General features: G+C 41.5%; 19 protein-coding genes, 1 tRNA gene, 2 pseudogenes and 1 riboswitch. Of the genes and pseudogenes, 20 read left to right on the forward strand and 2 right to left on the reverse strand.

Features of this window, described 5'->3' with window-relative positions:
- Positions 1-2 precede the first annotated feature (2 nt).
- From PGU50_RS06750 to PGU50_RS06770, 5 genes are all read left to right on the forward strand, one after another.
- On the forward strand, positions 3-875 hold the full coding sequence (locus PGU50_RS06750; protein ID WP_118688643.1) for a sugar ABC transporter permease: 873 nt from the start codon (positions 3-5) through the stop codon (positions 873-875).
- A gap of 8 nt (positions 876-883) precedes the next feature.
- Positions 884-2,818 (forward strand): type I pullulanase, encoded by a 1,935-nt coding sequence (gene pulA / locus PGU50_RS06755; protein ID WP_270246545.1) that lies wholly within the window; start codon positions 884-886, stop codon positions 2,816-2,818.
- Between the two features lie 20 nt (positions 2,819-2,838).
- Positions 2,839-4,794, forward strand: coding sequence for an amylo-alpha-1,6-glucosidase (locus PGU50_RS06760; protein ID WP_270246498.1), 1,956 nt, complete (start codon positions 2,839-2,841; stop codon positions 4,792-4,794).
- Position 4,795: 1 nt separating this feature from the next.
- Positions 4,796-6,550: a glycoside hydrolase family 13 protein gene (locus tag PGU50_RS06765; RefSeq protein WP_117824204.1), complete on the forward strand. Its 1,755-nt coding sequence runs from the start codon at positions 4,796-4,798 to the stop codon at positions 6,548-6,550.
- Between the two features lie 72 nt (positions 6,551-6,622).
- Complete coding sequence (locus PGU50_RS06770) at positions 6,623-8,254, forward strand: glycoside hydrolase family 13 protein (protein WP_270246499.1); 1,632 nt, start codon at positions 6,623-6,625, stop codon at positions 8,252-8,254.
- A gap of 536 nt (positions 8,255-8,790) precedes the next feature.
- Here PGU50_RS06770 and PGU50_RS06780 read toward each other — a convergent pair.
- Positions 8,791-9,087 (reverse strand): annotated as a pseudogene (locus PGU50_RS06780) (recombinase family protein); the annotation flags it as partial.
- A 112-nt stretch (positions 9,088-9,199) separates the two neighbouring features.
- Here PGU50_RS06780 and PGU50_RS06785 point away from each other — a divergent pair.
- The 15 genes and pseudogenes from PGU50_RS06785 to PGU50_RS06855 all read left to right on the forward strand — a co-directional run bounded on the left by PGU50_RS06785 (position 9,200) and on the right by PGU50_RS06855 (position 24,279).
- Positions 9,200-9,706, forward strand: a complete 507-nt coding sequence (locus PGU50_RS06785; RefSeq protein ID WP_117835194.1) for a phosphatase PAP2 family protein — start codon at positions 9,200-9,202, stop codon at positions 9,704-9,706.
- 182 nt (positions 9,707-9,888) lie between these two features.
- Complete coding sequence (gene ppk1, locus PGU50_RS06790) at positions 9,889-11,970, forward strand: polyphosphate kinase 1 (RefSeq protein ID WP_270246500.1); 2,082 nt, start codon at positions 9,889-9,891, stop codon at positions 11,968-11,970.
- Positions 11,971-12,091: 121 nt separating this feature from the next.
- Positions 12,092-12,164, forward strand: a tRNA-Ala gene (locus PGU50_RS06795).
- A gap of 528 nt (positions 12,165-12,692) precedes the next feature.
- A pseudogene (locus PGU50_RS06800) lies at positions 12,693-13,175 on the forward strand (glycoside hydrolase family 3 N-terminal domain-containing protein); the annotation flags it as partial.
- The gene (locus PGU50_RS06805; protein WP_117824199.1) at positions 13,139-13,681 is read left to right on the forward strand and encodes a GtrA family protein; all 543 of its coding nucleotides are present in this window, start codon (positions 13,139-13,141) and stop codon (positions 13,679-13,681) included. The pseudogene PGU50_RS06800 and the gene PGU50_RS06805, both read left to right, overlap by 37 nt.
- Positions 13,682-13,796: 115 nt before the next feature.
- Positions 13,797-14,426 (forward strand): flavodoxin family protein, encoded by a 630-nt coding sequence (locus tag PGU50_RS06810; RefSeq protein WP_117824198.1) that lies wholly within the window; start codon positions 13,797-13,799, stop codon positions 14,424-14,426.
- Between the two features lie 127 nt (positions 14,427-14,553).
- Positions 14,554-15,528 (forward strand): calcium/sodium antiporter, encoded by a 975-nt coding sequence (locus PGU50_RS06815; RefSeq protein WP_270246501.1) that lies wholly within the window; start codon positions 14,554-14,556, stop codon positions 15,526-15,528.
- 213 nt (positions 15,529-15,741) lie between these two features.
- Positions 15,742-16,929, forward strand: a complete 1,188-nt coding sequence (locus PGU50_RS06820; protein ID WP_270246502.1) for a MalY/PatB family protein — start codon at positions 15,742-15,744, stop codon at positions 16,927-16,929.
- 26 nt (positions 16,930-16,955) lie between these two features.
- Complete coding sequence (locus PGU50_RS06825; protein WP_270246503.1) at positions 16,956-18,263, forward strand: Na+/H+ antiporter NhaC family protein; 1,308 nt, start codon at positions 16,956-16,958, stop codon at positions 18,261-18,263.
- Positions 18,264-18,282: 19 nt separating this feature from the next.
- Complete coding sequence (locus PGU50_RS06830; protein ID WP_270246505.1) at positions 18,283-19,620, forward strand: MATE family efflux transporter; 1,338 nt, start codon at positions 18,283-18,285, stop codon at positions 19,618-19,620.
- 43 nt (positions 19,621-19,663) lie between these two features.
- Positions 19,664-19,856, forward strand: a riboswitch (cobalamin riboswitch).
- Positions 19,857-20,064: 208 nt separating this feature from the next.
- Positions 20,065-21,264, forward strand: a complete 1,200-nt coding sequence (locus PGU50_RS06835; RefSeq protein ID WP_117835206.1) for a sirohydrochlorin cobaltochelatase — start codon at positions 20,065-20,067, stop codon at positions 21,262-21,264.
- Positions 21,265-21,287: 23 nt separating this feature from the next.
- Entirely contained in the window at positions 21,288-21,818 is a 531-nt protein-coding gene (locus PGU50_RS06840; RefSeq protein ID WP_117835207.1) for a hypothetical protein, read from the forward strand.
- 185 nt (positions 21,819-22,003) lie between these two features.
- Positions 22,004-22,273 carry a hypothetical protein gene (locus PGU50_RS06845; protein WP_008368773.1) on the forward strand — a complete coding sequence of 90 codons (270 nt, stop codon included), beginning with the start codon at positions 22,004-22,006 and terminating at the stop codon, positions 22,271-22,273.
- A gap of 137 nt (positions 22,274-22,410) precedes the next feature.
- Complete coding sequence (locus tag PGU50_RS06850; RefSeq protein ID WP_330672464.1) at positions 22,411-22,614, forward strand: hypothetical protein; 204 nt, start codon at positions 22,411-22,413, stop codon at positions 22,612-22,614.
- 414 nt (positions 22,615-23,028) lie between these two features.
- Entirely contained in the window at positions 23,029-24,279 is a 1,251-nt protein-coding gene (locus PGU50_RS06855; protein WP_118198688.1) for a saccharopine dehydrogenase family protein, read from the forward strand.
- Between the two features lie 107 nt (positions 24,280-24,386).
- On the opposite strand, the gene PGU50_RS06860 is transcribed toward PGU50_RS06855, so the two are convergent.
- Positions 24,387-25,262, reverse strand: coding sequence for a LysR family transcriptional regulator (locus PGU50_RS06860; RefSeq protein ID WP_117557860.1), 876 nt, complete (start codon positions 25,260-25,262; stop codon positions 24,387-24,389).
- Positions 25,263-25,440 lie beyond the last annotated feature (178 nt).

Raw genomic sequence — 25,440 nt, forward strand, 5'->3', positions numbered from 1 at the left:
TCATGGCAGGAAAGAAATTACAATCTGCAAAAAAGAAGAAAATGATCAACAATACGATCGTACATATTGTTCTTGCGGTGTTGGCAATTATCTGGCTTTTCCCAATTGTATGGGTAATTCTGACGAGCTTCCGTGCGGAAAAAGGCTCTTACGTATCAACCTTCTTCCCGAAAGCATTTACGCTTGATAACTATATAAAACTGTTTACTGATACATCCATTTTGAATTTCCCGCAGATGTTTATGAACACATTGTTTATTGCAATTTGTTCCTGCATTTTATCAGCATTTTATGTGCTGGCAGTTTCCTACTGTTTGTCCAGACTGAAATTTAAAATGAGAAAACCATATATGAACATGGCAATGATTCTGGGATTGTTCCCGGGATTTATGTCCATGATCGCTGTGTATTTTATCTTAAAGGCGATGGGACTTACAGAAGGAAACCTGATTAAACTGGCTCTGATCTTATGTTATTCCGGTGGTGCAGGACTGGGTTTCCAGATTGCAAAAGGATTCTTTGATACAATTCCGGTTGCAATTGATGAAGCTGCACTTTTGGATGGATGTACCAGATGGCAGATTTTCAGCAAGATCACACTGCCACTTAGTAAGCCGATCATTGTATATACAGTGCTGACATCTTTCATGGCTCCGTGGCTCGATTTCATTTTTGCAAAGGTAATCTGCAGAGCAAACTCAGACCAGTATACGATTGCAATTGGACTTTGGAAAATGTTGGAAAAAGAATATATTGACAGTTGGTACACCAGTTTTGCAGCTGGGGCAGTTCTGATTTCAATTCCGATTGCGATTCTGTTCTTGTTCATGCAGAGATACTATGTAGATGGAGTATCAGGTGCAGTGAAAGGATAAGAAAGATGATGAAAGATAAAATAGAATTAAAAAAATATTATTCTACAAAAGAGTTTCTTGAAAATTATATTTATGAGGAAAATAATCTTGGCGTAGAATGTACAGAAGAAGGAACGACATTCCGCCTGTGGTCACCACAGGCGGAATGCATTAGTTTAAACCTGTATCAGACAGGAGATGGAGGAAATGCATACAAGCAGATTCCGATGAAAAAAGAAGAAAAGGGTGTGTGGAGTTGGGAGAGCAAAGAAGAACTTCACGGTGTTTATTATGATTATCTGATTACACGCAATGGCGAAGAAGTCCGATCAGCAGACCCATATGCAAAGGCATGCGGAGTTAACGGATTGCGCAGCATGGCAGTGAATCTGAAAAAGACCAATCCAAAAGGATGGGAAAAAGATCAGACACCAGAAGAAGGACCGGAGAGAATCGTATATGAACTTCACATAAAAGAATTTTCATGGGATAAGGCGGGTGGTTTTACAGAAGAATATCGTGGGAAATACAAAGCATTTACGTGTAGACATACGACTTTGAATAAGGATGGGATTCATCCGACCGGTCTGGATTATTTAAAAGAACTCGGGGTGACACACATTCAGATCATGCCGATGTATGACTATGGTTCTGTAAATGAAGCAGGGGAAGATACTGAATTCAATTGGGGGTACGATCCAGTCAATTACAATGTGCCGGAGGGCTCCTATGCGACAGATGCCAGACATGGTGAAGTTAGAATTCGGGAAATGAAAGAAATGATCCAGGCAATTCATGAAGCTGGTTTTGGTGTAATCATGGATGTTGTCTACAACCATACTTATTCACTGGACTCCTGGTTTCAGAGAACTGTACCTTGGTATTTTTACCGGGTATTTCCGGATGGGAAGATCTCCGATGGTTCTGCATGTGGAAATGATGTTGCAAGCGAAAGAGAGATGTGTGCGAAATATATTCTGGAATCAGTGCTTTACTGGACAGAGGAATATCATATTGACGGATTCCGCTTTGACCTGATGGGACTTCTGGATGTAGATCTGATGAATCGGATCCGAAGTGAACTGGATCAGAGATACGGAAAAGGAAAGAAGATTATTTACGGAGAACCTTGGGCAGCAGATCAGTCGGCAGTAGAAGGCGGCAGAAAACTGGCAGCAAAAGAAAATATTGGGCTTCTGGATGAAAATATCGGAGCGTTCTGTGACAGTACTCGAGATGGAATCAAAGGCTCTGCACTACGTGCAAAGGAAGCCGGGTTTATAAACGGTGCAGAAGGAAAAGAAGATGAAATGCTTGCAAGTGTGGCAGCATGGTGTGTAAATCCTTATCAGGCGGAAGGATTTGAGAATGTCAAAGCACCTTCACAGATTGTTACCTATGTATCAGCACATGACAATCATACCCTGTGGGATAAATTAAAAGAGACAGTCCCGGAGGAAGAATGTATGAGGCTGAATAAAATGGCAGCGGCAGTTTATATGACTTGTCAGGGAACATTGTTTTTCTTATCAGGAGAAGAATTTGCCCGTACAAAAGATGGACAGGATAATACCTTTAAGGCTCCGATTTCCCTGAATCGTATCAACTGGGAAAAGGCATGGGAAAATAGGGAACTGGTTCATTATTATCAGGGATTGATTGCACTTCGAAAACAGCTCTCCGGACTTTGTGACAAATCAAAAGACAGTTATAAACAAATCACGGATATGTGGAAAGAAAAAGACGTAGTAGGTTTTACTGTGCTCAATGATGAAGCATCAAGATGGAGTCAGGTGAAGATAATTTACAATGCAAAAAAAAGTAGTTATAAAGTGAAATATTTGGATGATGGCTGGGAAATCTTAAGCGATGCAGATGACAGCTGGTGTTGGAAAAAAGGAATCTGTGCAGACAGACAGATAGAAGCTGCACCGCAGAGCGTGTTGATACTTGGACGTAAATAATGATTAAGGGGGAGTAGTAAATGAAGTGGATCTATGGCAGACAGGATTGGAAAACGTTGGAGAGAGGACTTGAAAACTGCTATCTTTTAACTAATGGTCTGGGAGGTTTTTCTTCGCTTACGATGACCGGAGCTGTGGCAAGAAATGATCATTCGGTATTCATGGCATGTACGAAAGCTCCAAATCACAGAGTAAATATGGTTCATCGTATAAAAGAAGAACTAGGTATTGGAGAATCAAAGTATGTTCTTTCAACCCAGGAATTTGCGGATGGAACAAAAGAAGAAGGATATCGCTATCTTACGGAATTTTCTTTTGAAACTCTTCCTGTATGGAATTATCTGATAAGTGGAGTGGAGATGGAAAAAGAGATTGTGATGGCACAGGGCAGCAATCAGATTGCATTGAATTATCATCTGAAAAACCGCGGTCAGGAAGAAGCAGTTCTCTGTGTAACTCCGTTTTTTCAATTTGAACCTAAAGGGGAAGATTTGAAAGAAGATAAGATCTTTTCAAGACAAGCGCAAAAGATTACCGATGGAGAGTATGATCTTTTCTTTGAAACAAATGGGAAAGTAGAGGGCTTTCAGGAAAAGAAAGAAACGTATTTTTATCGCTACGATGAATGTGACGGAAGACGGGAAAATGGAACCGCAAGCGCAGTGTATCAGATTAAAAAACGGGTAAAGCCAGGAGAAGAGACAGATTTAACAGTGATTTATTCGATGGAAAGTCTGAAAGGTATAGACGCAAAAAAAATATTTGATAAAATAAAAGAAGAGCAGATCCATTATCAAGAGAAGCTTATAAAGACTTCAGGTTTGAAAAATAAACTGGCACAGACACTGGTTTGTAGTGCAGACAAGTTCCTTTCAAAAAGAGAGTCTACGGATGGATTGACCATCCTTGCCGGCTTTCCATTTTTCGAAGACTGGGGAAGAGATACAATGATTGCACTTCCGGGAATCTGCATCTCCACAGGAAGAGTTGAAAGTGCAAAATCAATCTTGCGGACATTTGCATTTTATGAAAAGGATGGATTGATGCCAAATCTGTTTCCGGAGGGGGAGAATGAGCCACTTTATAATACTGTAGATGCGGCACTATTATTTATCAACTGCGTGTGGTTATATTATGAAAAAACTCAGGACATCAAATTTGTAGAGGAAATGTATCCGGTAATGCAAAGGATTATTTCCGGTTATGAGAGAGGAACAAATTTCAATATCCATATGGAAGAAGATGGTCTTATCAGTGCCGGAGCGGGGCTGGATCAGGTGACATGGATGGATGTACGTGTGGGAGAAATCCTTCCGACACCAAGACATGGGAAACCGGTGGAGATCAATGCTTACTGGTATAATGCGCTTTGTATCATGCAAAAGTTTTCAGAAGTTTTGAAGAAAAATGAAGAGCAGAAATATGGAGAACTCGCACAGAAAGTGAAAGAATCTTTTGCACGAGAATTCTGGATGGAGGAAAAACACTGCCTGAAGGATGTAATCTCAGAAACAAAGGCAGATACACAAATTCGCTGTAATCAGATATGGGCGGTGTCTATGCCGTTTACTATGCTGGACGAAGAGAAAGAAAGACAGATTGTAGATACAGTGTTTGAAAGGTTGTATACGCCTTATGGACTTCGGACATTAGATCCAAAAGACGAGGAGTTTCATGCAAGTTATGGTGGAGAGATGATAAAAAGAGATCTTGCTTATCATCAGGGAACTGTCTGGAATTTTCCGATGGGTGGATATTATCTCGCCTATCTAAAAGTAAATAAAGATTCAAGAGAAGCAAAAGAGATTGTGGCAAAGCAGTTGGAAGTGTTGGAAAGTGCAATGCGTGAAGGATGTATTGGCCAGCTCCCTGAAATTTATGATGGAGAGATTCCGGTTTCTTCAAAAGGATGTTTTGCACAGGCGTGGAGTGTAGGGGAAATCCTGCGTGTTTATGAAAAATTGGAGGAAGAATAAGATGGAATTTACCGGTGTATATCATAAAACATCAGAGCAGATGAGTTATCCTCTGGATGAGGACAGACTGATTGTAAATATTAAGACCGGGTATGATGTAAAACAGGTGTTTATCCATTACGGAGATCCTTATGAGGCCGGGATTCTGGGTGGAAATGAAAAATGGACAGGAAAAAGAGAGGAAATTATTTATAAAAAACGTCTGCCTTATCAAATCTGGTGGACAACAACGCTTCTTCCTGCATATAAAAGATGCAAATATTATTTTGAGCTGAGAACAGAAGAGGAAGTCTGGTATTATTTTGAAGACGGTTTCCTGACAGAAGAACAGCTTCAGATGGATGGCCGTATGCAGCAGTGTTTTATTGTACCATGGATGAATCCAGCAGATATAAACCGCACACCTGCATGGGTGAATGATACGATCTGGTATCAGATTTTCCCGGACAGGTTCTGCAATGGGACACCGGAAAAGAATGGAAATGATATCACACCGTGGAGAAATCACGGAACAGTGACAAATCAGGAAAAATTCGGAGGAAATCTGGAGGGAATCCGTCAGAGACTACAGTATCTTCAGGAGCTGGGAATTACCGGAATTTATCTGAATCCGATCATGGAAGCAGAATCTAACCACAAATATGATACTACAGATTATACAAAGATTGATCCGGCTTTCGGCAATGAAGAAATGATGAAAGCACTTTGCAGGGAAGCGCACGAAAAAGGAATCCGTATTATGGTTGACGCAGTATTTAATCACTGCGGAAGAAAATTCGCGCCGTGGATGGATGTACTGGAGCATGGGAAAGATTCCCGTTATGCGGACTGGTTTATGATAGAAGACTGGGAAGAGATCGGAAAACGAGCAGACACAAGAGACAGGCGCTTTTACTCTTTTGCATTTGCAGATACGATGCCAAAATTAAATACGAATAATGAAGAAGTAATTGAGTATTTTTGTAAGGTCTGCGAGGAATGGATTCAAAAATTTGATATAGACGGAATCCGTTTTGATGTGGGAAATGAAGTATCACATCGGTTCTTAAAGCGGATGCGAGAACATTTAAAAACGATAAAACCGGACATTTATCTGTTGGGAGAAATCTGGCACGATGCAAGCCAGTGGCTGCAAGGAGATGAATATGATTCCGTTATGAATTACCCGCTGCTCAGTGGAATCCATGACTTTTTTCTAGATAAAACGATGAAAAAAGAGGAATTTGAATATATGGTAAATCGTTGTTATACTATGTATATGCAGCAGAATAACGATGTACTCTTCAATCTGCTGGATTCCCACGATACAGAGAGACTTATGAACCGTTTTCATAATCTGGATAAATTCTATCAGCAACTTGCAATTCTCTTCACACTTCCGGGAAGTCCTTGTATTTACTACGGAACAGAGATTGCGATGGAAGGTGCACATGACCCGGATTGCAGAAGATGTATGCCATGGAGCGAGATCGAAAGCAAAGAGAATCAGGAAAAAATTGCAATGATGCGGAAACTGATCATGCTTAGAAGAAACGAGGAAATGTGCAGAAGCCCGCATTTCCATTTTCCGGATACTTACAAAAATGATCGATGTGTAGAATATATAAAATTAGATGAAGAAGGTAATAAAATTGAGGTTCTATTAAATGCATCGGAGGAAGAAATAAAAGTAAAAGGAAATGGAAAGATTCTTTTTGCCCGAGAATTTGATGGAGAGATACTTGGTGTGAACGGAACACTCATTCGTAGAATTTAGAGAGCATGTAAAGAAAGGAGAGGATATCCCGGTAGAACCAGATAATCTGCCGGAGAGATATCGAAATTGGGTATGGAAAATAAGAATAAATGGTGGAAAAATGCAGTCGTATATCAGATTTATCCGAAAAGCTTTCAAGATTCGGACGGAGATGGAATAGGTGATATTCCAGGAATTATCAGCAGACTGGCTTATTTGAAAAAACTTGGAATAGATGCAATCTGGCTCTCACCGGTGTATCGTTCTCCACAGGATGACAATGGATATGATATTTCAGATTATCAGGATATTGAGCCAATGTTCGGAACAATGGAAGATATGGAACAGTTATTTGTGGAGGCAAAGAAACGCGGAATCCGAATTATGATGGATCTTGTATTGAATCATACTTCAGATGAACACAGATGGTTTTTGGAAGCAAAGAAAAGTAAAGACAATCCGTATCATGATTATTATGTGTGGCGTGACGGAGAAGAAGACGTTTATCCAAACGATATGAATTCTGTATTCGGTGGACCGGCATGGGAGTGGGTTCCAGAATTGGGACAGTATTATTTTCATCAATTTTCAGTGAAACAGCCGGATCTGAACTGGGAGAATCCGAAAGTGAGAAGAGAGCTCTATGATATGATTCTCTGGTGGATGGAAAAAGGGGCAGGCGGATTTCGTTTGGATGTAATTGATCAGATTGCAAAAGAGCCAGATCTTAAGATCACAAATAATGGACCAAAGTTGCATGAATTTCTGCGTGAATTAAGCAGGGAAACATTTCAGAAGGGCGACATGATCACTGTAGGAGAAGCCTGGGGAGCAACACCGGAAATTGCAAAGAAATATAGTAATCCGGATGGAAGTGAATTTTCCATGGTTTTCCAGTTTGAGCACATTATGCTTGATCAGGAAGAAGGAAAGGAAAAATGGGACACTATTCCATTGAATCTGGTAAAGCTGAAAAAATGCCTTGCAAAGTGGCAGAATACTTTATATCAGGTAGGATGGAACAGTCTGTTCATGAATAACCATGATCTTCCTAGAATCGTGTCACGCTGGGGAAATGACGGAAAATACAGAAAAGAGTCGGCAAAAATGCTGGCGACAATGCTTCATGGAATGCAGGGAACTCCTTACATTTATCAGGGAGAAGAGCTGGGAATGACGAATGTGCAGTTTGACAGCATTGAAGAATATGAAGATATTGAGACATTGAATATGTACAAAGAGCGTCTGGAAAAAGGATATCATCCAGAAGAAATCCTGCATTCTATTTACGCAAGAAGTCGTGATAATGCCCGTACTCCGATGCAGTGGAGCAGTGAGAAGAACGGAGGCTTCACAACAGGAGAACCATGGTTTGCAGTGAATCCAAATTATATCAGGATTAATGCGAAAGAGGCACTGGAAGATGAAAATTCGGTATTTTACTATTATCAGAAGCTGATTCAGTTAAGAAAAGAAAATCCAGTATTCGTGAATGGAAAATTTGAACTTCTTCTGCCGGAAGATGAGAGAATTTTCGCCTATACGAGAACAGATGAGCATACAAAGATGCTGGTATGTACAAACTTTACGGATGAGGAAGTTAGCTGCCCATTGCTTGATGAGTGGAAAGACGGGGAAGTCTGGATCCAGAATTATGAGGACGGCAGAGAAGGAAATATATTGCGTCCTTATGAGGCGGTGATAATTGCATTTACTGGCAAATAGATTGAGTTTCTTTTTTGGCATCAAAATTCACTTACTATATTTCTTCCTGCCACGCTCATCAAGAAAGAACGCCCATTCTTCCTTGAGGTATTTCGGCATACGGGGCATAGAGGACACCTCCTTTGCGCTGCCTAATTGCCGATTTGTTCCCGAAACGCAGAAATGCCCAAAACCGTTTCCCGTTGTATGGTTTCGGGGCGATTTTGGGCGTTTTCTTTCGATATGAGCGGCTTTGTTTTGACGGCGGTATCCTTTACCGCCAACCATTCAAAAGCCGCTGTTTGTCACTTCCGGGTAACAAAAAAGCGCCGTATTGCTACGACGCTTTTGTTTTGCCCGGAAGCTGGAGCAAGGGAACACTATTCAATTATTTGTTATGCTTTTTCTTCCTGCTGGCAACCGTTATACCAATGGCAGCACCGCTGCTGACAAACAGCAGGGCAATCCACAGTGCAAGGTTGCTTGTATCACCGGTCTGGGGAAGTTTGGAATCGTCTTTCAGCTTCGCCGTTACGGTGTCGGCTTTTTCCACCGTTTCTTGCTCGGCTTATTTTGTTGCTGGTGTCCTTGGCATACCACTCGTTCATTATGTTGAGGAACGGGGTGAAGTCGTTATCCTGCGGCTTGTCACTGGCCACGCTGTTATTGATTGCAATAAAGCGTATCTGCTTCTTGGGGAACAGAATCTCGGTATAAAAGCCGACCTCAAGATAGTTTCTGCAGAAACGGCTCATATCCTTGACGATAATTGTGCCGATTTTCCCTGCTTCGGCTTCCGCAAGCATTGCCTGAAATCCGGGACGGTTGAAGTTACGCCCTGTGTAACCGTCATTTTTCAAAAGATTGTTTGTAAAAAATTTGTAATTCTAAAAATTCATATAAACTGTAATCTATGTTATTCTATAGAAAAGTAAAAATACTGATGAAGAAAGCAGGAGGAAATTTATGAACATTGAATTAAGTATTTTGGATTGGATCCAGACGTTGCATACGCCTTTTCTGGATAAAATCATGGTATTTATCACAAGACTTGGGGATGCAGGAATTATATGGATTGTGTTGAGCATAGTATTGCTTCTGATTCCTAAAACGAGAAAAAGCGGTGCGGTTATGGTGGTTGCTTTAGTAGTAGATGTATTACTTTGCAATATTGTCTTGAAAAATCTTGTAGCACGGACAAGACCATATGATGTGAATACAGGTGTACACCTTCTGGTAGCAAAGCTTCATGATTATTCTTTTCCGTCCGGACATACGGCAGCTTCGTTTGCTTCGGTAACAGCTTTGTACCTGGCAGGTGAAAAGAAGCTTTGGAAATTTGCGCTTGTGCTGGCATGTCTGATCGCAATATCGAGGTTATATCTGTATGTACACTATCCGACAGATGTTCTTGGAGGAATTCTGTTCGGTGTGATTTCAGGATATTTGGGATATCGCAAAGTATTGAAATGAAGATGACCAAAGATTACCGACCGGGAATTATATGGAAGTCAGTTGGTATAAGCATCATTTTACATGAATTTTACAAAAACAGTTCTTTAAGAAGGTAGATATGAAAGCGTATTCAGATGTATAATTAATTCTTAAGCGTAGCTATAAAATATTCAAATTAGCAAAAGGAGATAAGTAGACAAATGAAAAAGAAGCAGTTAAAACCAGAACCATATATGATGAACAGGGAACTGTCATGGTTAAAATTTAATGAGAGGGTATTAAATGAAGCAGGGAATCCGAGAGTACCTTTAGCAGAACGACTTACTTTTGCGTCTATTTATCAATCTAATCTGGATGAATTTTATATGGTGCGGGTAGGTACACTGATGGATCAGATGGAATCATCGGAAGTAGTCCGTGAGAATAAAACCAATATGACCAGCAAAGAGCAGGTAAAAGCGATTATTGATGCAACAAGAAAGCTTGATATAAAGAAAGCAGTTATTTACGAGCAGTTAATGGGAGAATTGGAGCCGCAGGGAATCCGGATTATCAATTTCAACAAGCTTTCAGGAAAAGAAGGGGAATTACTGGAAACTTACTTTGATAATGAAATTGCACCATATCTGTCTGCGAATATCATCAGCAAACAGCAGCCGTTTCCATTCTTACAGAATAAAGAGATCTATGCGGTTGCACTGCTTGCAACGAAGGGTGGAAAGACAAAAACGGCGATCATTCCGTGCAGTAACAATGTATTTAAGCGTCTGATCGACATTCCGACCAGACCGGGAACCTTTATGCTCTCGGAAGAACTGATTCTTCATTTTTTGCCGAAATTATTTAAAAAATATGAAATCAAAGAAAAATCTCTCCTGAGAATTACGAGAAATGCGGATATTGATACAGAAACCATTTATGATGAAGATATGGATTACAGAGATGCCATGGAAAATCTGGTAAAGCAGAGAAAACGTATGAATCCTGTCCGCATGGAATTCTCCAGAAAGATCAACAAAAAGCTGATCGCAGAGATCTGCAAATATATTCATATGGATAAAAACCACGTATTTATGTCGAGAGTACCACTTGATTTATCATTTGTATTTGCAATCCAGAATTATCTGAGAATGCAAGGAGCAGAAAAGGAAAAGCTGTTCTATCAGAAGAGGAGTCCGCGAATGACACCGCAGCTGAAAGAAAAAGAAAGTCTGATCGCACAGATTGAGCAGAAAGATGTTCTGTTATCTTATCCATTTGAAAATATTAAATCATTTACCAACCTGCTTTATGAAGCGGCAAGAGACGATTCTGTAGTGTCCATCAAGATGACCTTGTACCGTCTGGCAGTTCGAAGCCAAATCGTAGATGCTTTGGTTGAGGCAGCGGAAAATGGCAAAGAAGTGGTGGTACTGGTTGAACTCCGTGCAAGATTTGATGAAGAAAGTAACATTGAATATTCCAGAAAGCTGGAAGAAGCCGGATGCCGTGTAATTTATGGTCTGAATGGATTCAAGGTACATTCAAAACTTTGCCTGATCACCAGAAAGACAGATAAAGGTCTGGAATATATTACTCAGATCGGAACCGGTAACTATAATGAAAAGACTTCTACTTTATATACAGACCTGTCACTGATCACAGCAAAGCAGGAAATCGGAAAAGAAGCGGCAGAAGTATTTGCATGTCTGCTGCGCGGTGAGACGATAGAGGAAACGCACATCCTGCTGGTTGCACCGAAATGTCTCCAGAATAAAGTACTCGATATGATCGATGAGGAAATACGTCACGCAAAGAACGGGAAAGATGCGTATGTCGGAATCAAGATCAATTCACTGACTGATAAAGTGATCATTGAGAAGCTTGTGGAAGCATCACAGGTAGGTGTGAAGATTGAAATGATCGTCCGTGGAATCTGCTGTATGATTCCTGGTATCAAAGGATACACAGAAAATATTAAAGTAATCAGCATTGTCGGAAGATTTCTGGAGCATTCCCGTATTTATCGTTTCGGAACGCCGGACAGAGAAAAAGTGTATATTGCATCGGCTGATTATATGACGAGAAATACGCTCCGACGTGTGGAGGTTGCAGCTCCGGTTCTGGATGATACACTGCGTGCACGACTGGATGAAATGTTTGATACGATGATGAAGGATGACGAAAAAGGAAAAGAACTGACTGCAGACGGCGATTATGTAGATCGTGATATCAATGAAGAAAAGCTGGATTCACAGGAAGTGTTCTATGAGACGGCGTATAAAAATACGGAAAAGAAATAGTAGAGAATATTTGAGCAAAATAAATACAGCTGTAGAAATGATACAGCTGTTATAAAATCAGCAGATACAGTTGACAAAGAGGGACGTTTGTGATATTTTAATTAAGTCGCAAACGTCATATGGGGGATTAGCTCAGTTGGGAGAGCGCCTGCCTTGCAAGCAGGAGGTCACGAGTTCGAATCTCGTATTCTCCACTTTAGTGTATAGTGTAGTAGCATTGCTATTGCACTATTTTTGTGTATTTGACAAATTTATATATGTGCTTTATAATACACTTAACAGGAAAGTCGGAAGGTAACCGCAATTTACCCACTCCGGCGAAAATAATCTAGTTTAGAAAGTAGTCGTCAACTCGCCAAAAGTTTAGGACGGCTACTTTTTATGTGTATAATTAAGTATTGCAACAATAAGTACCGCAACGGATACGATGAGTTGTAATTCTTCATATGTACTCATTAGCACCACCTCCGACAGGCTCGGAGCGGGTGCAGCACGTCCCCCGGCTTCCCGGTTAAATGTATTATGTTGATAAATATTATCATTTTTCAACTGCGCAGTAAAGCAAAATATAAAAAAGTTATAACTGAAAAATGTAATTAAAAATGCAGTTCGTGAAGAATTTTCAACCATTTATGCAAGCAGGCTTTTACAGCCTGCTTTCTGTGTTATGCTATTTTCAGCAGGAAAAGAAACAGAGATAGAATAAATAAGGTGGTTTCAAAATGAAAATGAAGTATGAGAATATCATAAAACAAATGACATTAGCAGAAAAAGCACGGATGATGTCAGGTAAAAATACATGGGAGACGGTAGATTTTGAAAAATATGGAATTCCATCGATGACAATGTCAGACGGGCCTCACGGGCTGAGAAGGCAGGCAGGAGCAGGGGATCATCTTGGATTAAACGCCAGCCTTCCGGCGACCTGTTTCCCGACGGCAGCAGGCGTTGCAAACAGCTGGGATGAGGCACTTGGAGAAGAAATCGGAGAGGCACTTGCGGAAGAAGCAGTTACCATGGGAGTCAATGTGATCCTTGGACCGGGACTGAATATCAAGAGAAGTCCACTGTGCGGAAGAAACTTTGAATATTTTTCAGAGGATCCGTATCACGCAGGAAAGATGGCAGCAGCCTATGTGCGTGGAATCCAGAGTAAAGGAATCGCCGCATGTCCAAAGCACTTTGCGGCAAACAGCCAGGAGCTTCCAAATGGATCCGGGAGGGCGGTCTGTTCGTGATCGTCAGCAACCTGATCACAGTGCTCAAATATTTACTCTTGTTGTTCCTGCCGTTGGCATTTGCAGGACTTCCAAAAGTAGATTTCGGATTTCCGGGAATTGACATTACTTTATTCGGTGAGACTTTCAAGTGGAACATCATCGGATATGACGCCGCACATGGCGGACTTCCTTATTTTTGTGCGTACATGATCGCGATGGTAGTCGGAGAGTGTATTAACTTTCCGATCCAGAGAAATTTTGTATTCCGCAGTAAAGGAAAAGTATGGTATCAGGCATTCTGGTATCTGATCGCATTCTGTATTGTTACCTGTATCGTAAACTCGATCAACTGTATCTGGGTTGCGGTAGCCGGGATGTTTGTGCCGGGATGGTTATACAATATTGGAACGACAGTGTTGAATGGAGGGGTATCGATGGTGGTATTCTTCTTCGTAAATAAGATTATTTTCCCGGAAGGGGAAGGAAAGTAAGCGTTGTCAGGATTGACGGCGAATAAGAAAATAAAACGGGACAACATTTTCTGCAAAACCCAAAAAAAGTGATAGAATAGAAGTAGTAAATTGTCAGAAAAGGAGAATCATTATCATGAAAGAAAATTTAAAAGTACTTATGATCAACGGAAGCCCGAAAGCAAACGGAAACACAGCCATTGCATTAAAAGAGATGGAGAATATTTTCAAAGAAAACGGAGTAGAAGTTGAGACAGTTGTTATCGGTAACAAAGCAGTCCGCGGCTGTATCGCCTGTGGTTCCTGCTACGAAAAAGGACAATGTGTTTTTGACGATGTAGTGAATGAGTTAGCTCCGAAGTTTGAAGAAGCAGATGGTCTTGTAATCGCAAGTCCGGTGTACTATGCGTCTGCAAATGCAACTCTGATCGCCTGTCTTGACAGACTGTTCTACAGCAGTCATTTTGATAAAACGATGAAAGTGGGAGCAAGCGTTGCCTGTGCAAGACGTGGCGGATGTTCTGCGACATTTGATGAGCTGAACAAATATTTTACCATTTCCGGAATGCCGGTTGCATCCAGCCAGTACTGGAACAGCATCCATGGGGCAGCACCGGGAGAGGCCGAAAAGGATGAGGAAGGAAGGCAGACGATGCGTACACTTGCAAGAAATATGACTTTCCTTATGAAGAGTATTGCACTTGGAAAAGAGCAGTTTGGACTTCCGGAAAAAGAAGCAAAGATTCCGACAAATTTTATTCGGTAGAACAAGTAAAAGGCAGGGATTTGTGAAATATCACGAATCCCTGCCTTTAGAGTTGACAGCCAAATTTTCTTGTTTTATAGTGGAAGTTGCAATTTGGTAGGAAGTATTTAAAAGAGAGGTTTTGGTCATGGCACTTATAAAATCAATCATTATTTTAATTATAGGGTTTGCTCTATTGATGAAAGGAGCAGATTATTTTGTAGAAGGAAGTTCTTCTGTTGCGAAGCAGCTTCATGTTCCATCGATGATCATCGGTATGACCATCGTTGCAATGGGAACCAGCCTTCCGGAATGTGCGGTCAGTGTAACGGCATCCCTGACAGGAAATAATTCACTTGCGGTAAGTAATGTTGTCGGATCGAATATTTTCAACTTGATGGTTGTTTGTGGAGCCTGTGCGTTATTTGCACCTCTTACGATAAAAAAAGATACATTGAAAAAAGAGTTTCCATTATCAATTATCTGTGCGGCCTTGCTGATGGTGCTTGGATATGTCGGGATGCTTTTAGGACATTTAGATGGCGGTGTATTTCTCCTTATTTTTGCAGCTTATCTGATCTGGATGATTGGTTCTGCCAAGAAAGCAAGAGCAGCACACAAAGAGAGTCAGATGATGCTCGAAGAGGGAGAATTAGTAGACGAAGAAATTCAGATCCTGCCACTTTGGAAATGTACATTATTTATTGTTGGCGGCATGATCGCAATCAAGTTTGGCGGTGATTTTGTTGTAGACAGTGCTTCAACACTTGCAAGCGCATTCGGACTCAGTCAGACACTTATCGGACTTACCATCGTTGCGATGGGAACCAGTCTTCCGGAACTTGTAACATCGATTGTTGCGGCAAGAAAGAATGAAGTGGATATGGCACTCGGAAATGTGATCGGTTCTAATATTTTCAATATCCTGTTGGTACTTGGAGTTGCAGCTGCCATCAGTCCAGTGAAATTTCTTACCGATAATATCATTGATACGGTTGTACTGATTGCGATGAGTCTTGTTGTTCTGGTGTTTGCATGGACTTCAAAAATGATCGACCGAAGAGAAGGCGCTACGATGCTTGGAATGTATGCAGTGTATATGGCATATATTTGCATACGATAAAATAAAAGAATCATAAGGAAAAATGGCTGTGGATTGAACCTGCCCCAAAAGTTAGACCTAAATTCTAACGATTGGAAGGCGGTTCAATTCACAGCTATTTTTATTGGGTCAGTGTACATTCTATTTTATACTGCCATAGAAAAAACATTGACATGTCTAACAAAAAGAGGTATAAAAAACGAGAGAATTTTGCGAAAAGGAGGAAGGCATAAGATGGGAAAATACAATTTTGATGAAGTAATCGACAGACATGGAACGGACTGCCTGAAATATGATTTCGGAATGAAACGAAAGGGAAGAGATGACCTGCTTCCGCTCTGGGTGGCAGACATGGATTTCCGTCTTCCGGATGAAATTCTGGATGAATTCCACAAGAGAATTGACCATGGAATCTTTGGTTATACGGATCCGCTGGATGAATATTTTGCAGCAATGAACCATTGGTTCTCCACACGTTATGGATATACGATCGAACCGGAGTGGGTAACACTTGGTGCTGGGATTGTCTATGCACTTGGAACCAGCGTAAGAGCATTCACCGAAGAGGGAGATGCCATGATGGTTATGCAGCCGGTTTACTATCCGTTCAGCGAAGTCATCAAGAATGACGGAAGAAGACGGGTAAACTGCCAGCTTCGCTATGAGAATAATCATTATTCAATTGATTTTGAAAAGATGGAAAAAATGATTCAGGAGGAAGGCGTAAAAGCGCTGATCTTCTGTAATCCGCACAACCCGGTCGGCAGGGTCTGGACAAGAGAAGAACTGGAAAGAGTTGCAGAAATCTGTCTGAAATACAATGTAATCTGGATGGTGGATGAAATGCATTGTGATTTCATTTTCCCGGGACATACCTTCACAAGTTGCATGAATCTGGATGAAAAATACCGCGAGATCCTTGCACTTTACAGCTCACCTGGAAAGACCTTTAATGTAGCTGGTCTTCAGCCGGCGAATATCATTATTCCAAATGAAGAATTACGGAAGAAATACCAGTGGGCGAATACACAGGCAGCTTACAGCCAGGGAAGCCTGATGGGACAGCTTGCAGTCAAGGTATGTTACACCAAAGGTGCTGAGTGGGTAGATGAACTGGTGCAGTATATTTATGAAAATGTAAAATATATGAGCAAGTTCGTGAAAGAGAATTTCCCGAAAGCGAAGATGGTAGAGCCGGAAGGAACCTATCTGGTATGGGTTGATTTCTCTGGTTACGGTTTTAGTAATGAAGAACTGGAACAGCTGGTGCTTGAAGAGGCAAAACTGTGGCTGGATTCGGGAATTATCTTCGGACCGGAGACCGCTCAGTTCGAGAGATTCAATGTTGCCTGCCCGCGTGTGACTTTGGAACAGGCACTGACTCAGCTTAAGGATGCATTGGATAAACATTTGGCAAATTAGAAAAAAAGGATGAGAGGACAAGTAAGATGGATAAACAAAAGAAAAATCTTGGAGCAGCAGCATTTCTTCCGCTGATTGTATTTCTTGCATGTTATGTAGGGTGTGGAATTACATTTACACTAATGGGAGTCACGGAACCATTTGGAAAATTTCCGCGTCACGTGGCCCTTTTGGCAGGCTGTGCAGTAGCATTGTTGTTGAGCAGAAAAATGAATGTGGCAGATAAACTGAATATTATGACGACAAATATGGGAAATTCAGGAGTTATGATGATTGTTCTGATCTATCTGATGGCCGGCGGATTCCAGGGAGCAGCGGCGGCAATGGGAGGAAAAGACTCAGTTGTAAATCTCTGTCTGCATTTTATTCCTGTGAAATTGTTGGTTCCGGGCGTATTTTTGATGTGTTGTTTTATTTCTACATCAATCGGGACATCCATGGGAACGATTGCTGCAATGGCGCCAATTGCTATTAATGTAGCACAGGGTGCACACCTGAATGTGGCAGTCGTCGGTGCAGCAGTTATCGGAGGCTCATATTTTGGTGATAATCTTTCCATGATTTCAGATACAACTATTTCCGCAGCAGAAGGATGTGGTTCTGAGATGAAAGACAAATTTAAAATGAACTTTTTCATTGCTCTTCCGGCGGCAATTGTGGCAATGATCCTGTACTCGATTTTTGGCGGAGTAGGAAGTGGGGCGATTGAAGCAGGAAGTTACAATATTATTGAAGTTCTTCCGTATTTCATAGTTCTCATTGCGGCACTTATGGGAGTTAATGTTGCGGTAGTCCTTTTTGTCGGAATACTTGCATCCGGTATCATTGGACTTTGTGTCGGAAGCTGTGGATTTTTTGAATGGATCCAGGCAATTGGAAGTGGTATGAGTGATATGTTCAGCATCAGTATCGTTGCCATTCTTGTATCCGGTATCATCGGTCTTGTACGTGAATATGGCGGTGTTGAATGGCTGGTGGGCGCGATCAGCAGCAAGATCAAGAGCAGACGTGGCGCGGAATATGGAATCGGACTGATGTCAGGTATCCTTTCCGCAGCTATGGTAAATAATACGATCGCAATCATTGTTACATGTCCGATCGCAAAAGAAATCGGGGAAAAATATAAGATCGCACCGAAGAGACTTGCCAGTCTGGTGGATATCTTTGCCTGCGCATTTATTGCACTGATGCCACATGATGGTGGTATGCTGATGATTACGGCACTTGCTGATGTATCACCGCTTAATGTACTGAAATATTCGTTCTATATGTTTGGACTGATTATTGCGACCTGCGTTACGATACAGTTCGGATTGATGGACAAGAAAAATTAGACAGAAAGAAAAATAAAATATGAAAGATCTAACAAAAGGAAAACCGTCCACGCTGATTCTTGCATTTGCGCTGCCTATTTTTTTCGCAAATCTGCTGCAGCTTACCTATAGCCTCGTGGATACCAGAATTGTCGGAACTTTTTTAGGGGAGGATGCGCTGGCAGCAGTCGGCGCGACCTCAACCTTAAGCAATCTGATCATTGGATTTTTGCAAGGGCTTTCCGGAGGTTTTGCAATCATCACAGCACAGAAATTCGGGGCAAAAGACTATAAAGATGTAAAAAAATCATTTGCCATGTCACTACTTATAGGAACAGGAATTGCGTTATTTTTTACAATATTCGGTCTGTTATTTTTGCAGCCGATCTTAAAAATGCTGAATGTTCCTGCGAACCTTCTGGAAACAGCTAAAAGTTATATTTTCATAATTATCGCGGGACTTGTGGTAACTTATCTTTATGATGCCTGTGCGGCAGCGCTTCGTTCACTGGGAGACAGCGTGACACCACTTGTGATCCTGGCAATATCGGTTATCTTAAATATTATCGGAGATTTATTCTTTGTTGTAATATTAAAAAGTGGTGTAAAAGGTGCGGCAATCGCAACGGTACTTGCACAGTCGATTGCATTTATTGTTTGCTGGATTTATATGATAAAGCGATATGAACTTTTGAGGCTTGGTCGGGAAGATTTTAAAAACCCGAGTTCTGCAATGGTGAAAAATATGCTGAGTGCCGGTTTGTCTATGGGTTTTATGAGTTCTCTGGTCAATATTGGTTCTCTGACTTTGCAGACAGCGATCAATAAACTTGGAAGAGATTATATCGTGGCGCAGACAGCGGCAAGAAAGCTGACAGAAATGTTTATGCTTATGTTTGGCGTGTTTGGAAATACAATGGCAACCTATTGTGGGCAGAATCTGGGAGCGGGAAAGATAGACCGGATCAAAAGAGGAATCTGGCTTTCTATTTTATACACCTGTATCTGGTGTACATTTGCTATTATTGCAAGCTATACGATTGGAGATAAGCTTGTCTATCTGGTAACCGGAACAGATAATAAAAATGTAATTGAAAATGCAACCCGATACCTGAAGTTTGATACACTGTTCTACTATGTGACAGCGGTGATCTGTATTGTGCGAAATGCCATGCAGGGACTGGATGACCATATTACACCGATCGTATCAAGTACACTTGAGATGCTTGGAAAAATTGTGATCGCATTTACACTGGTTCCGCATCTTGGATACACGGGGGTTATCATTGCGGAGCCGATTGTGTGGTTTATTATGGTGATTCCGCTGATCGTGCAGATTTTCCGGATGCCGGTGCTGAAGCAGACAAGCCTTTCTTGACACTATTCATACGCCTGTGCTAGAATAGGCTTGTTTCAGAAAAATAAATACAGATGCGTAAGGTGTCAATCAGACGGAACGTCTGGATTGGTGAAAAGGGAAACAGGTGCAAGTCCTGTATGAACTCGTCACCGTAATTTGCAAGCTTAGGCTGTCATACCACTGGGAGACCGGGAAGGAAAGCCACAAGCGTCTGAGCAATCAGTCGGGAGACCTGCCTTTCGCAGTACAGGAACGGAACGTTCATGCCACGAGTAACTGGCAGTACGAAAGATAGAAACTTCAGACTGATTTTGCAGAGGGCAAAATGTCAGTTTCTTTTTTGTACGCCCTCGTTAAATTTAGATACGGGGGATTTTTTTGTTTACAAAAAATATGCTATAAAGTGTAATGAATATCATTCCGATTCCTGAAAGTATGACAAAAAAGTCAGGGAGGATCAAGATGAAGAAACGAGTATTAGTAGCATTACTGGCAACAGCACTTACGGTGTCTATGATGACTGGATGTGGAAGCAAGAAGACAGAGGACACTTCTTCTACAAAGACAGAAGAAACATCCGAAGACAGCGATCAGGAGGCAGCAGACAAAGTGGCAAAGCTGATCGATGACATTTATGTGCAGGAAAGAACAGACAAGACAGATGAACAGTGTAAGGCTGCAAAAGAAGCCTGGGATAAGCTTACTGATGCACAGAAAGAACTGGTAGAAGGCGAGAACGCTGATCCGGATTATTTTGGAAGGGATACAGGCGATGCATCGAAAGATGATCCGCTGAACGAAGATAACATCGGAGAAAATGAAATTCTGGTTGTAAGCTTTGGTACATCTTTTAATGACAGCCGTGCAGAGGATATCGGTGGTGTGGAAAAAGCACTTCAGGCAGCATATCCGGACTGGTCTGTAAGAAGAGCATTTACAGCACAGATCATCATCAACCATGTACAGGCCCGTGATGATGAGAAGATCGACAATATGGATCAGGCACTGGAAAGAGCAGTCGACAACGGGGTTAAGAACCTGGTCGTACAGCCGACACATCTGATGCATGGTGCCGAGTATGATGAACTGACAGAAGCAGTTGAGAACTACAAAGATAAATTTGAATCTGTAAAAATTGCAGAACCACTTCTCGGTGAAGTCGGAGCGGATGAAACAGCGATCAATGAGGATAAAGCAGCTGTTGCAGAAGCAATTACAGCAGAAGCTGTAAAGACAGCTGGATTTGACAGCCTGGATGCGGCAAAAGAAGAGGGAACCGCATTTGTATTTATGGGACATGGAACTTCACACACAGCAAAGATCAGCTATTCTCAGATGCAGGCACAGATGGAACAACTTGGTTATGAGAATGTATTTATCGGAACCGTAGAAGGCGAACCGGAAGATACCGCTTGTGAAGCAGTAATCGAAAAGCTCAAAAATGCAGGATACAAGAAAGTAATCCTTCGTCCACTGATGGTTGTAGCAGGAGATCATGCAAACAACGATATGGCAGGCGATGATGACGATTCTTGGAAGAGCCAGTTTGAAGCATCCGGAGCATTTGACAGTATTGATACACAGATTGCAGGTCTTGGTGAGATCGATGCGATCCAGCAGCTTTATGTGGCACATACACAGGCTGCAATTGATGCAGAATAAATAAAAAAAGAGGGATTTATAAGATGAAAAAGAAACTGTTAGTATTGGTATTATCTGCTGTAATGGCAGTGGGAATGATGAGTGGATGCGGTGCAAAATCAGACACATCAGATACGAAAGCAAAGACAGCAGAAAGCTCTTCTGCTAAAGAAGAGGAAACAGAGGAACAGACAGAGTGTGAGCTTGAAGACGGAACCTACACAGCAGAGTTCAAGACTGACAGCGGAATGTTTCATGTAAATGAAGCGAATGACGGAAAAGGAACACTTACCGTAAAAGACGGAAAGATGACGATTCATGTCAGTCTGGTTTCTAAGAATATCGTCAACCTGTTTGAAGGAACATCCGAAGATGCACAGAAAGATGGTGCAGAACTTCTGGAACCTACAACAGATACGGTAACCTATAGCGACGGTGCAACAGAAGAAGTTTATGGATTTGATATTCCGGTTCCTGAACTGGATAAAGAATTTGATGTGGCTCTGCTCGGAAAAAAAGGAGTCTGGTATGATCATAAGGTAAGTGTGACCAATCCGGTGAAAGTCGAAGAATAATTGAAGATAAGTGAAAGGACTGTTTCCCTGAGAAATGGGAAATGGTCCTTTTTTTGCTTGGGCATGAACTGGATAACACTATACTTTTATATGTCAGATAGTGTATACTAGGCAGTGGAAGATCATACAAAAGAGAGAATGTTTTGTATATAAAAACTAAAATGTGGAGAGGAAGTTAAAATACGATGTACTACGTACCAGATGGCACAAAAGAGTGTGGATTTTATGAATGTAAAAAATGTGGGAACCGTTTCTTATCCTTACAGACAATGAACCGGATCCCATGTCCGGAATGTGAGGCAGAGATCGACTATGAGATCGGACCAGACGAATCCATGGAAGATGCTCTGGACACGGCAGAATTACTGGAAAAGATCATCGGTGAAGAAGAAGTAGAGAAAATGGATGGACTTCTGAGTCTTGCAATTACCGGTGGAGACTGTAACTGGATTTAATTTTCGGTTAAAAGTGTTGAATGGGTGGTTAGGAAAAACAAACGAAGTGTGTTATAATAGAAATATGAGTAAAAGAGGGAGAAAATAGATGGATATTCATGATTTGAAAATATTTCTGATGATCGCACAGGAAGGCAGTGTTTCCAAACTATGCAGCCTTCACATTCCCGTTTGTTATCAGTGCGATCGCAACGAAACAGACGATGGCCTGTGCAGCAAATATGGGACATCCGATGCCATTCCTCAAATATATTGTTTTGATTGAGACAATCATTGCAGTGGTACTGGTGGTATATACTTATATCCGCTTTATGGGGGTTATTTTCGGAGGAAAGAAATAAAAGATTTGACCGGACAGATAAAAAAGGGTAAACTTAAATTTATCAAGAATATGTCGGATGAGGGACGTCCTAGACACCGCAAGGGGCCGAAGAAGCAAAGCGTAAGGTAACATCTTCCTTTCGTGGAAACTGACAGGCAAAAAGGAAGGCGACCTGACGAATCTTTGGAGAGTGTGCAAAGAAAGCACCACCTACGAGGCTAGAACCAACTGGTAAAAGGACAGAGAAAACAGATGAACGATTTTTTTCGTGTATCTGTTTTTTTCTGCCCTTTTTATATGGGCACTAATATGAGATGAGACTGTTAGCAGGTAGTACGTGGTGGCATACAAAAGTATTATCCGAGGAAGAAGGGAAAGGGCATTTTTTGAATAAAATTTGACAGAAAAAAAAGAAAAGCAGGAGGAAAAAAAGATGAGAATGATGCTTGTAGGAGCCGGTGCTGTCGGTGAAAGTATTTTAAAAGTAATGCAGTGGAGAGACCCAAAGGGAGAATGGCTGAAATATGTGCTGGTCTGTGACTATGATTTGAAAAGAGCAGAGGAAGTTGTCGGTATGCTGAAGGGGGATTCCCGTTTTGAAGCCTCTAAGATCGACGCGACAAATACAGAGAAAATGGCAGAACTGATCCGGGAGCATAAGATTGATTTTGTGATGGATGCAGCACCACCTTTTGCAAGTAATATGATTTTTGACGCTGCATTTAAAACGGGGGCAGATTACGGAAGCATGGGAACCTGGTCGGTTCCGATGGAAGATCCGGCTTACGGACTTGGTATTGAGAACAGCTATACTGAACCGATGACAAAATACAATTTTGACCGTCATGAAGCCTGGAAAAAGCAGGGGAATATGGCTGTGATCTGTATGGGAATCGATCCGGGTGTTGTAAATGTATTTGCAAAATACGCGGCGACAGAGCTTTTGGATGAAATTACAGAAGTTCATGTAAAAGATGGCGGAAATCTGTCTGTTCCGGGTGCAGATCCGGATGACATTATGTTTGGATTCAACGTGTGGACCGTGCTGGATGAGGTAATGAACCCGAATGTTGAGTATGATAAGGAGAAGGGCGGATTTATCGTAGAAAAAGCATTTGCAGGGCAGGAAGTCTATGAGATGCCGGAAGGAGTAGGAAAGAATACCCTGGTAAAGGTAGAGCATGAGGAAGTTGTGACGATGGCACGCTACTTAAGCCAGTATGGATTGAAAAAGGCAACCTTCAAGATCAGTCTTGATGAGAATCTGATCACGGCACTTAAGGTGCTGGATAAGCTGGGACTTCGCAGTATCAAGCCGGTGCAGGTAGGGGATGTGAAGGTAGTTCCACGAGATGTGGTTGCAGCGTGTGCACCACAGCCAAAAGATATCGGAGATGAGATGACCGGAAAAATGCTGGTCGGAGTACAGTGTATCGGAAAGAAAGACGGAAAGGAAAAAGAATACTTCCTGTATCAGCCATTTGATAATCAGGAGTCTATCGAAAGATGGGGAACCCAGGCTGTTACCGCCCAGACAGGATTTGGAGCAGCACTTGCACTGGAGCTGATCGGAAGAGGAATCTGGAAAGAAGCAGGGGTCTATGCACCGGAATATTTTGATCCGAAACCATACCTTGAATTAATGAAAGAAAGTGGTTATAAATACGGAATTATAGAGAAATAATCTGGATGCGCTCAGAGATGGTCTGAGATAATAAACAAAATAAAGTTACGCGCAAAACGGCACAAAGTCATAGAAGAACTTTGTGCCGTTTTGTACGTGACAGGAAATCAGATCAGCTTACATTCTTTGGCCCATTTGGTGACAAAGGTAAGAAACTTATCAAGTGCAGGAGAGAGTTCAGGTGTATCCAGATAGGCTACGGACAGATTCCTGCGGAAGTGTTCGGTAAAGGAACGGACACAGACGTTGAATGGAATATTATGAAGCAGAAGTTTGGGAAGTACAGTGATGCCAAAGCCCTGTTCCACCATTTTAATCGCGGTATAGTCTTCATTGATCCGAAATCTTACATTAGGCGTGATATGGTTTAATCGGAATAATTTTCCGGTTTCATAATCAAAATCATCGGCGGAGAGAACAAAATCCTGTCCGTCAATATCGGCAAAAGATACCGTCAGCTGATCGGCAAGAGGATGGTCCAGGGAAGTAACCAGAACCAGTTCGTCGGTGCCGACAGGAAGATTTGGGAAATCCTTTGCGACATATTGCGAAACAAAGATACAGTCCAGTTCTTTTTTGCGAAGCTTTTCCGTCAGGTTCTGAAATCCGTCAACATAGAGCCGAAAGGTGATATTCGGGTATTCGGCAGAAAAATTTTTCAGTACTCCGGGGAGCCAGTTATAGGCAATGCTCTGCACCGTTCCGATGCGGATAAAGCCACTGTCCAGATTATTGATATTTGATACAATTTGATTGATCCGTGTATTGGCGGAGCGGATATGCATAAGCTCCTCAAAGATGGGTTCTGTTCCGGGAAGCGCTTCCATTCCGTTTTTTGAACGCTTGAACAGCTTAAGACCAATCTCTTTTTCATAATTGCGAATGGTCTGGCTGACAGCTGATTGTGTGTAGTTGTGTTTTTGAGCAGCTTTTGAGATGCTCTGATTCTCATAGACATCAAGAATCACATCGTATTTAGACATGATGAAACCTCCCGTGGTGTTGATAAACAATGCTCTTTTACTATCTTACTTAATATAAGGAAGATAATCAATATCCGTGGGATTTTATTATAAATTTGTAACTGTTCAGAGCCAAGCAAAATTTCATAAAACAGGTGTAAAATGCTTGCATTTTTAAGACTGTTTTTGAAATTTTATT

The organism is Coprococcus sp. AM11-30B (genome assembly GCF_027674365.1).
Taxonomy (GTDB): Bacteria; Bacillota; Clostridia; order Lachnospirales; family Lachnospiraceae; genus Allocoprococcus; species Allocoprococcus comes.

What these genes read in the sequence shown, in the direction of transcription:
- PGU50_RS06750 (WP_118688643.1), top strand. Translation starts at nt 3, where the DNA reads ATGGCAGGAAAGAAATTACAATCTGCAAAAAAGAAGAAAATGATCAAC.
- pulA (WP_270246545.1), top strand. Translation starts at nt 884, where the DNA reads ATGAAAGATAAAATAGAATTAAAAAAATATTATTCTACAAAAGAGTTT.
- PGU50_RS06760 (WP_270246498.1), top strand. Translation starts at nt 2,839, where the DNA reads ATGAAGTGGATCTATGGCAGACAGGATTGGAAAACGTTGGAGAGAGGA.
- PGU50_RS06765 (WP_117824204.1), top strand. Translation starts at nt 4,796, where the DNA reads ATGGAATTTACCGGTGTATATCATAAAACATCAGAGCAGATGAGTTAT.
- PGU50_RS06770 (WP_270246499.1), top strand. Translation starts at nt 6,623, where the DNA reads ATGGAAAATAAGAATAAATGGTGGAAAAATGCAGTCGTATATCAGATT.
- PGU50_RS06785 (WP_117835194.1), top strand. Translation starts at nt 9,200, where the DNA reads ATGAACATTGAATTAAGTATTTTGGATTGGATCCAGACGTTGCATACG.
- ppk1 (WP_270246500.1), top strand. Translation starts at nt 9,889, where the DNA reads ATGAAAAAGAAGCAGTTAAAACCAGAACCATATATGATGAACAGGGAA.
- PGU50_RS06805 (WP_117824199.1), top strand. Translation starts at nt 13,139, where the DNA reads ATGTCCAAAGCACTTTGCGGCAAACAGCCAGGAGCTTCCAAATGGATC.
- PGU50_RS06810 (WP_117824198.1), top strand. Translation starts at nt 13,797, where the DNA reads ATGAAAGAAAATTTAAAAGTACTTATGATCAACGGAAGCCCGAAAGCA.
- PGU50_RS06815 (WP_270246501.1), top strand. Translation starts at nt 14,554, where the DNA reads ATGGCACTTATAAAATCAATCATTATTTTAATTATAGGGTTTGCTCTA.
- PGU50_RS06820 (WP_270246502.1), top strand. Translation starts at nt 15,742, where the DNA reads ATGGGAAAATACAATTTTGATGAAGTAATCGACAGACATGGAACGGAC.
- PGU50_RS06825 (WP_270246503.1), top strand. Translation starts at nt 16,956, where the DNA reads ATGGATAAACAAAAGAAAAATCTTGGAGCAGCAGCATTTCTTCCGCTG.
- PGU50_RS06830 (WP_270246505.1), top strand. Translation starts at nt 18,283, where the DNA reads ATGAAAGATCTAACAAAAGGAAAACCGTCCACGCTGATTCTTGCATTT.
- PGU50_RS06835 (WP_117835206.1), top strand. Translation starts at nt 20,065, where the DNA reads ATGAAGAAACGAGTATTAGTAGCATTACTGGCAACAGCACTTACGGTG.
- PGU50_RS06840 (WP_117835207.1), top strand. Translation starts at nt 21,288, where the DNA reads ATGAAAAAGAAACTGTTAGTATTGGTATTATCTGCTGTAATGGCAGTG.
- PGU50_RS06845 (WP_008368773.1), top strand. Translation starts at nt 22,004, where the DNA reads ATGTACTACGTACCAGATGGCACAAAAGAGTGTGGATTTTATGAATGT.
- PGU50_RS06855 (WP_118198688.1), top strand. Translation starts at nt 23,029, where the DNA reads ATGAGAATGATGCTTGTAGGAGCCGGTGCTGTCGGTGAAAGTATTTTA.
- PGU50_RS06860 (WP_117557860.1), bottom strand. Translation starts at nt 25,262, where the DNA reads ATGTCTAAATACGATGTGATTCTTGATGTCTATGAGAATCAGAGCATC.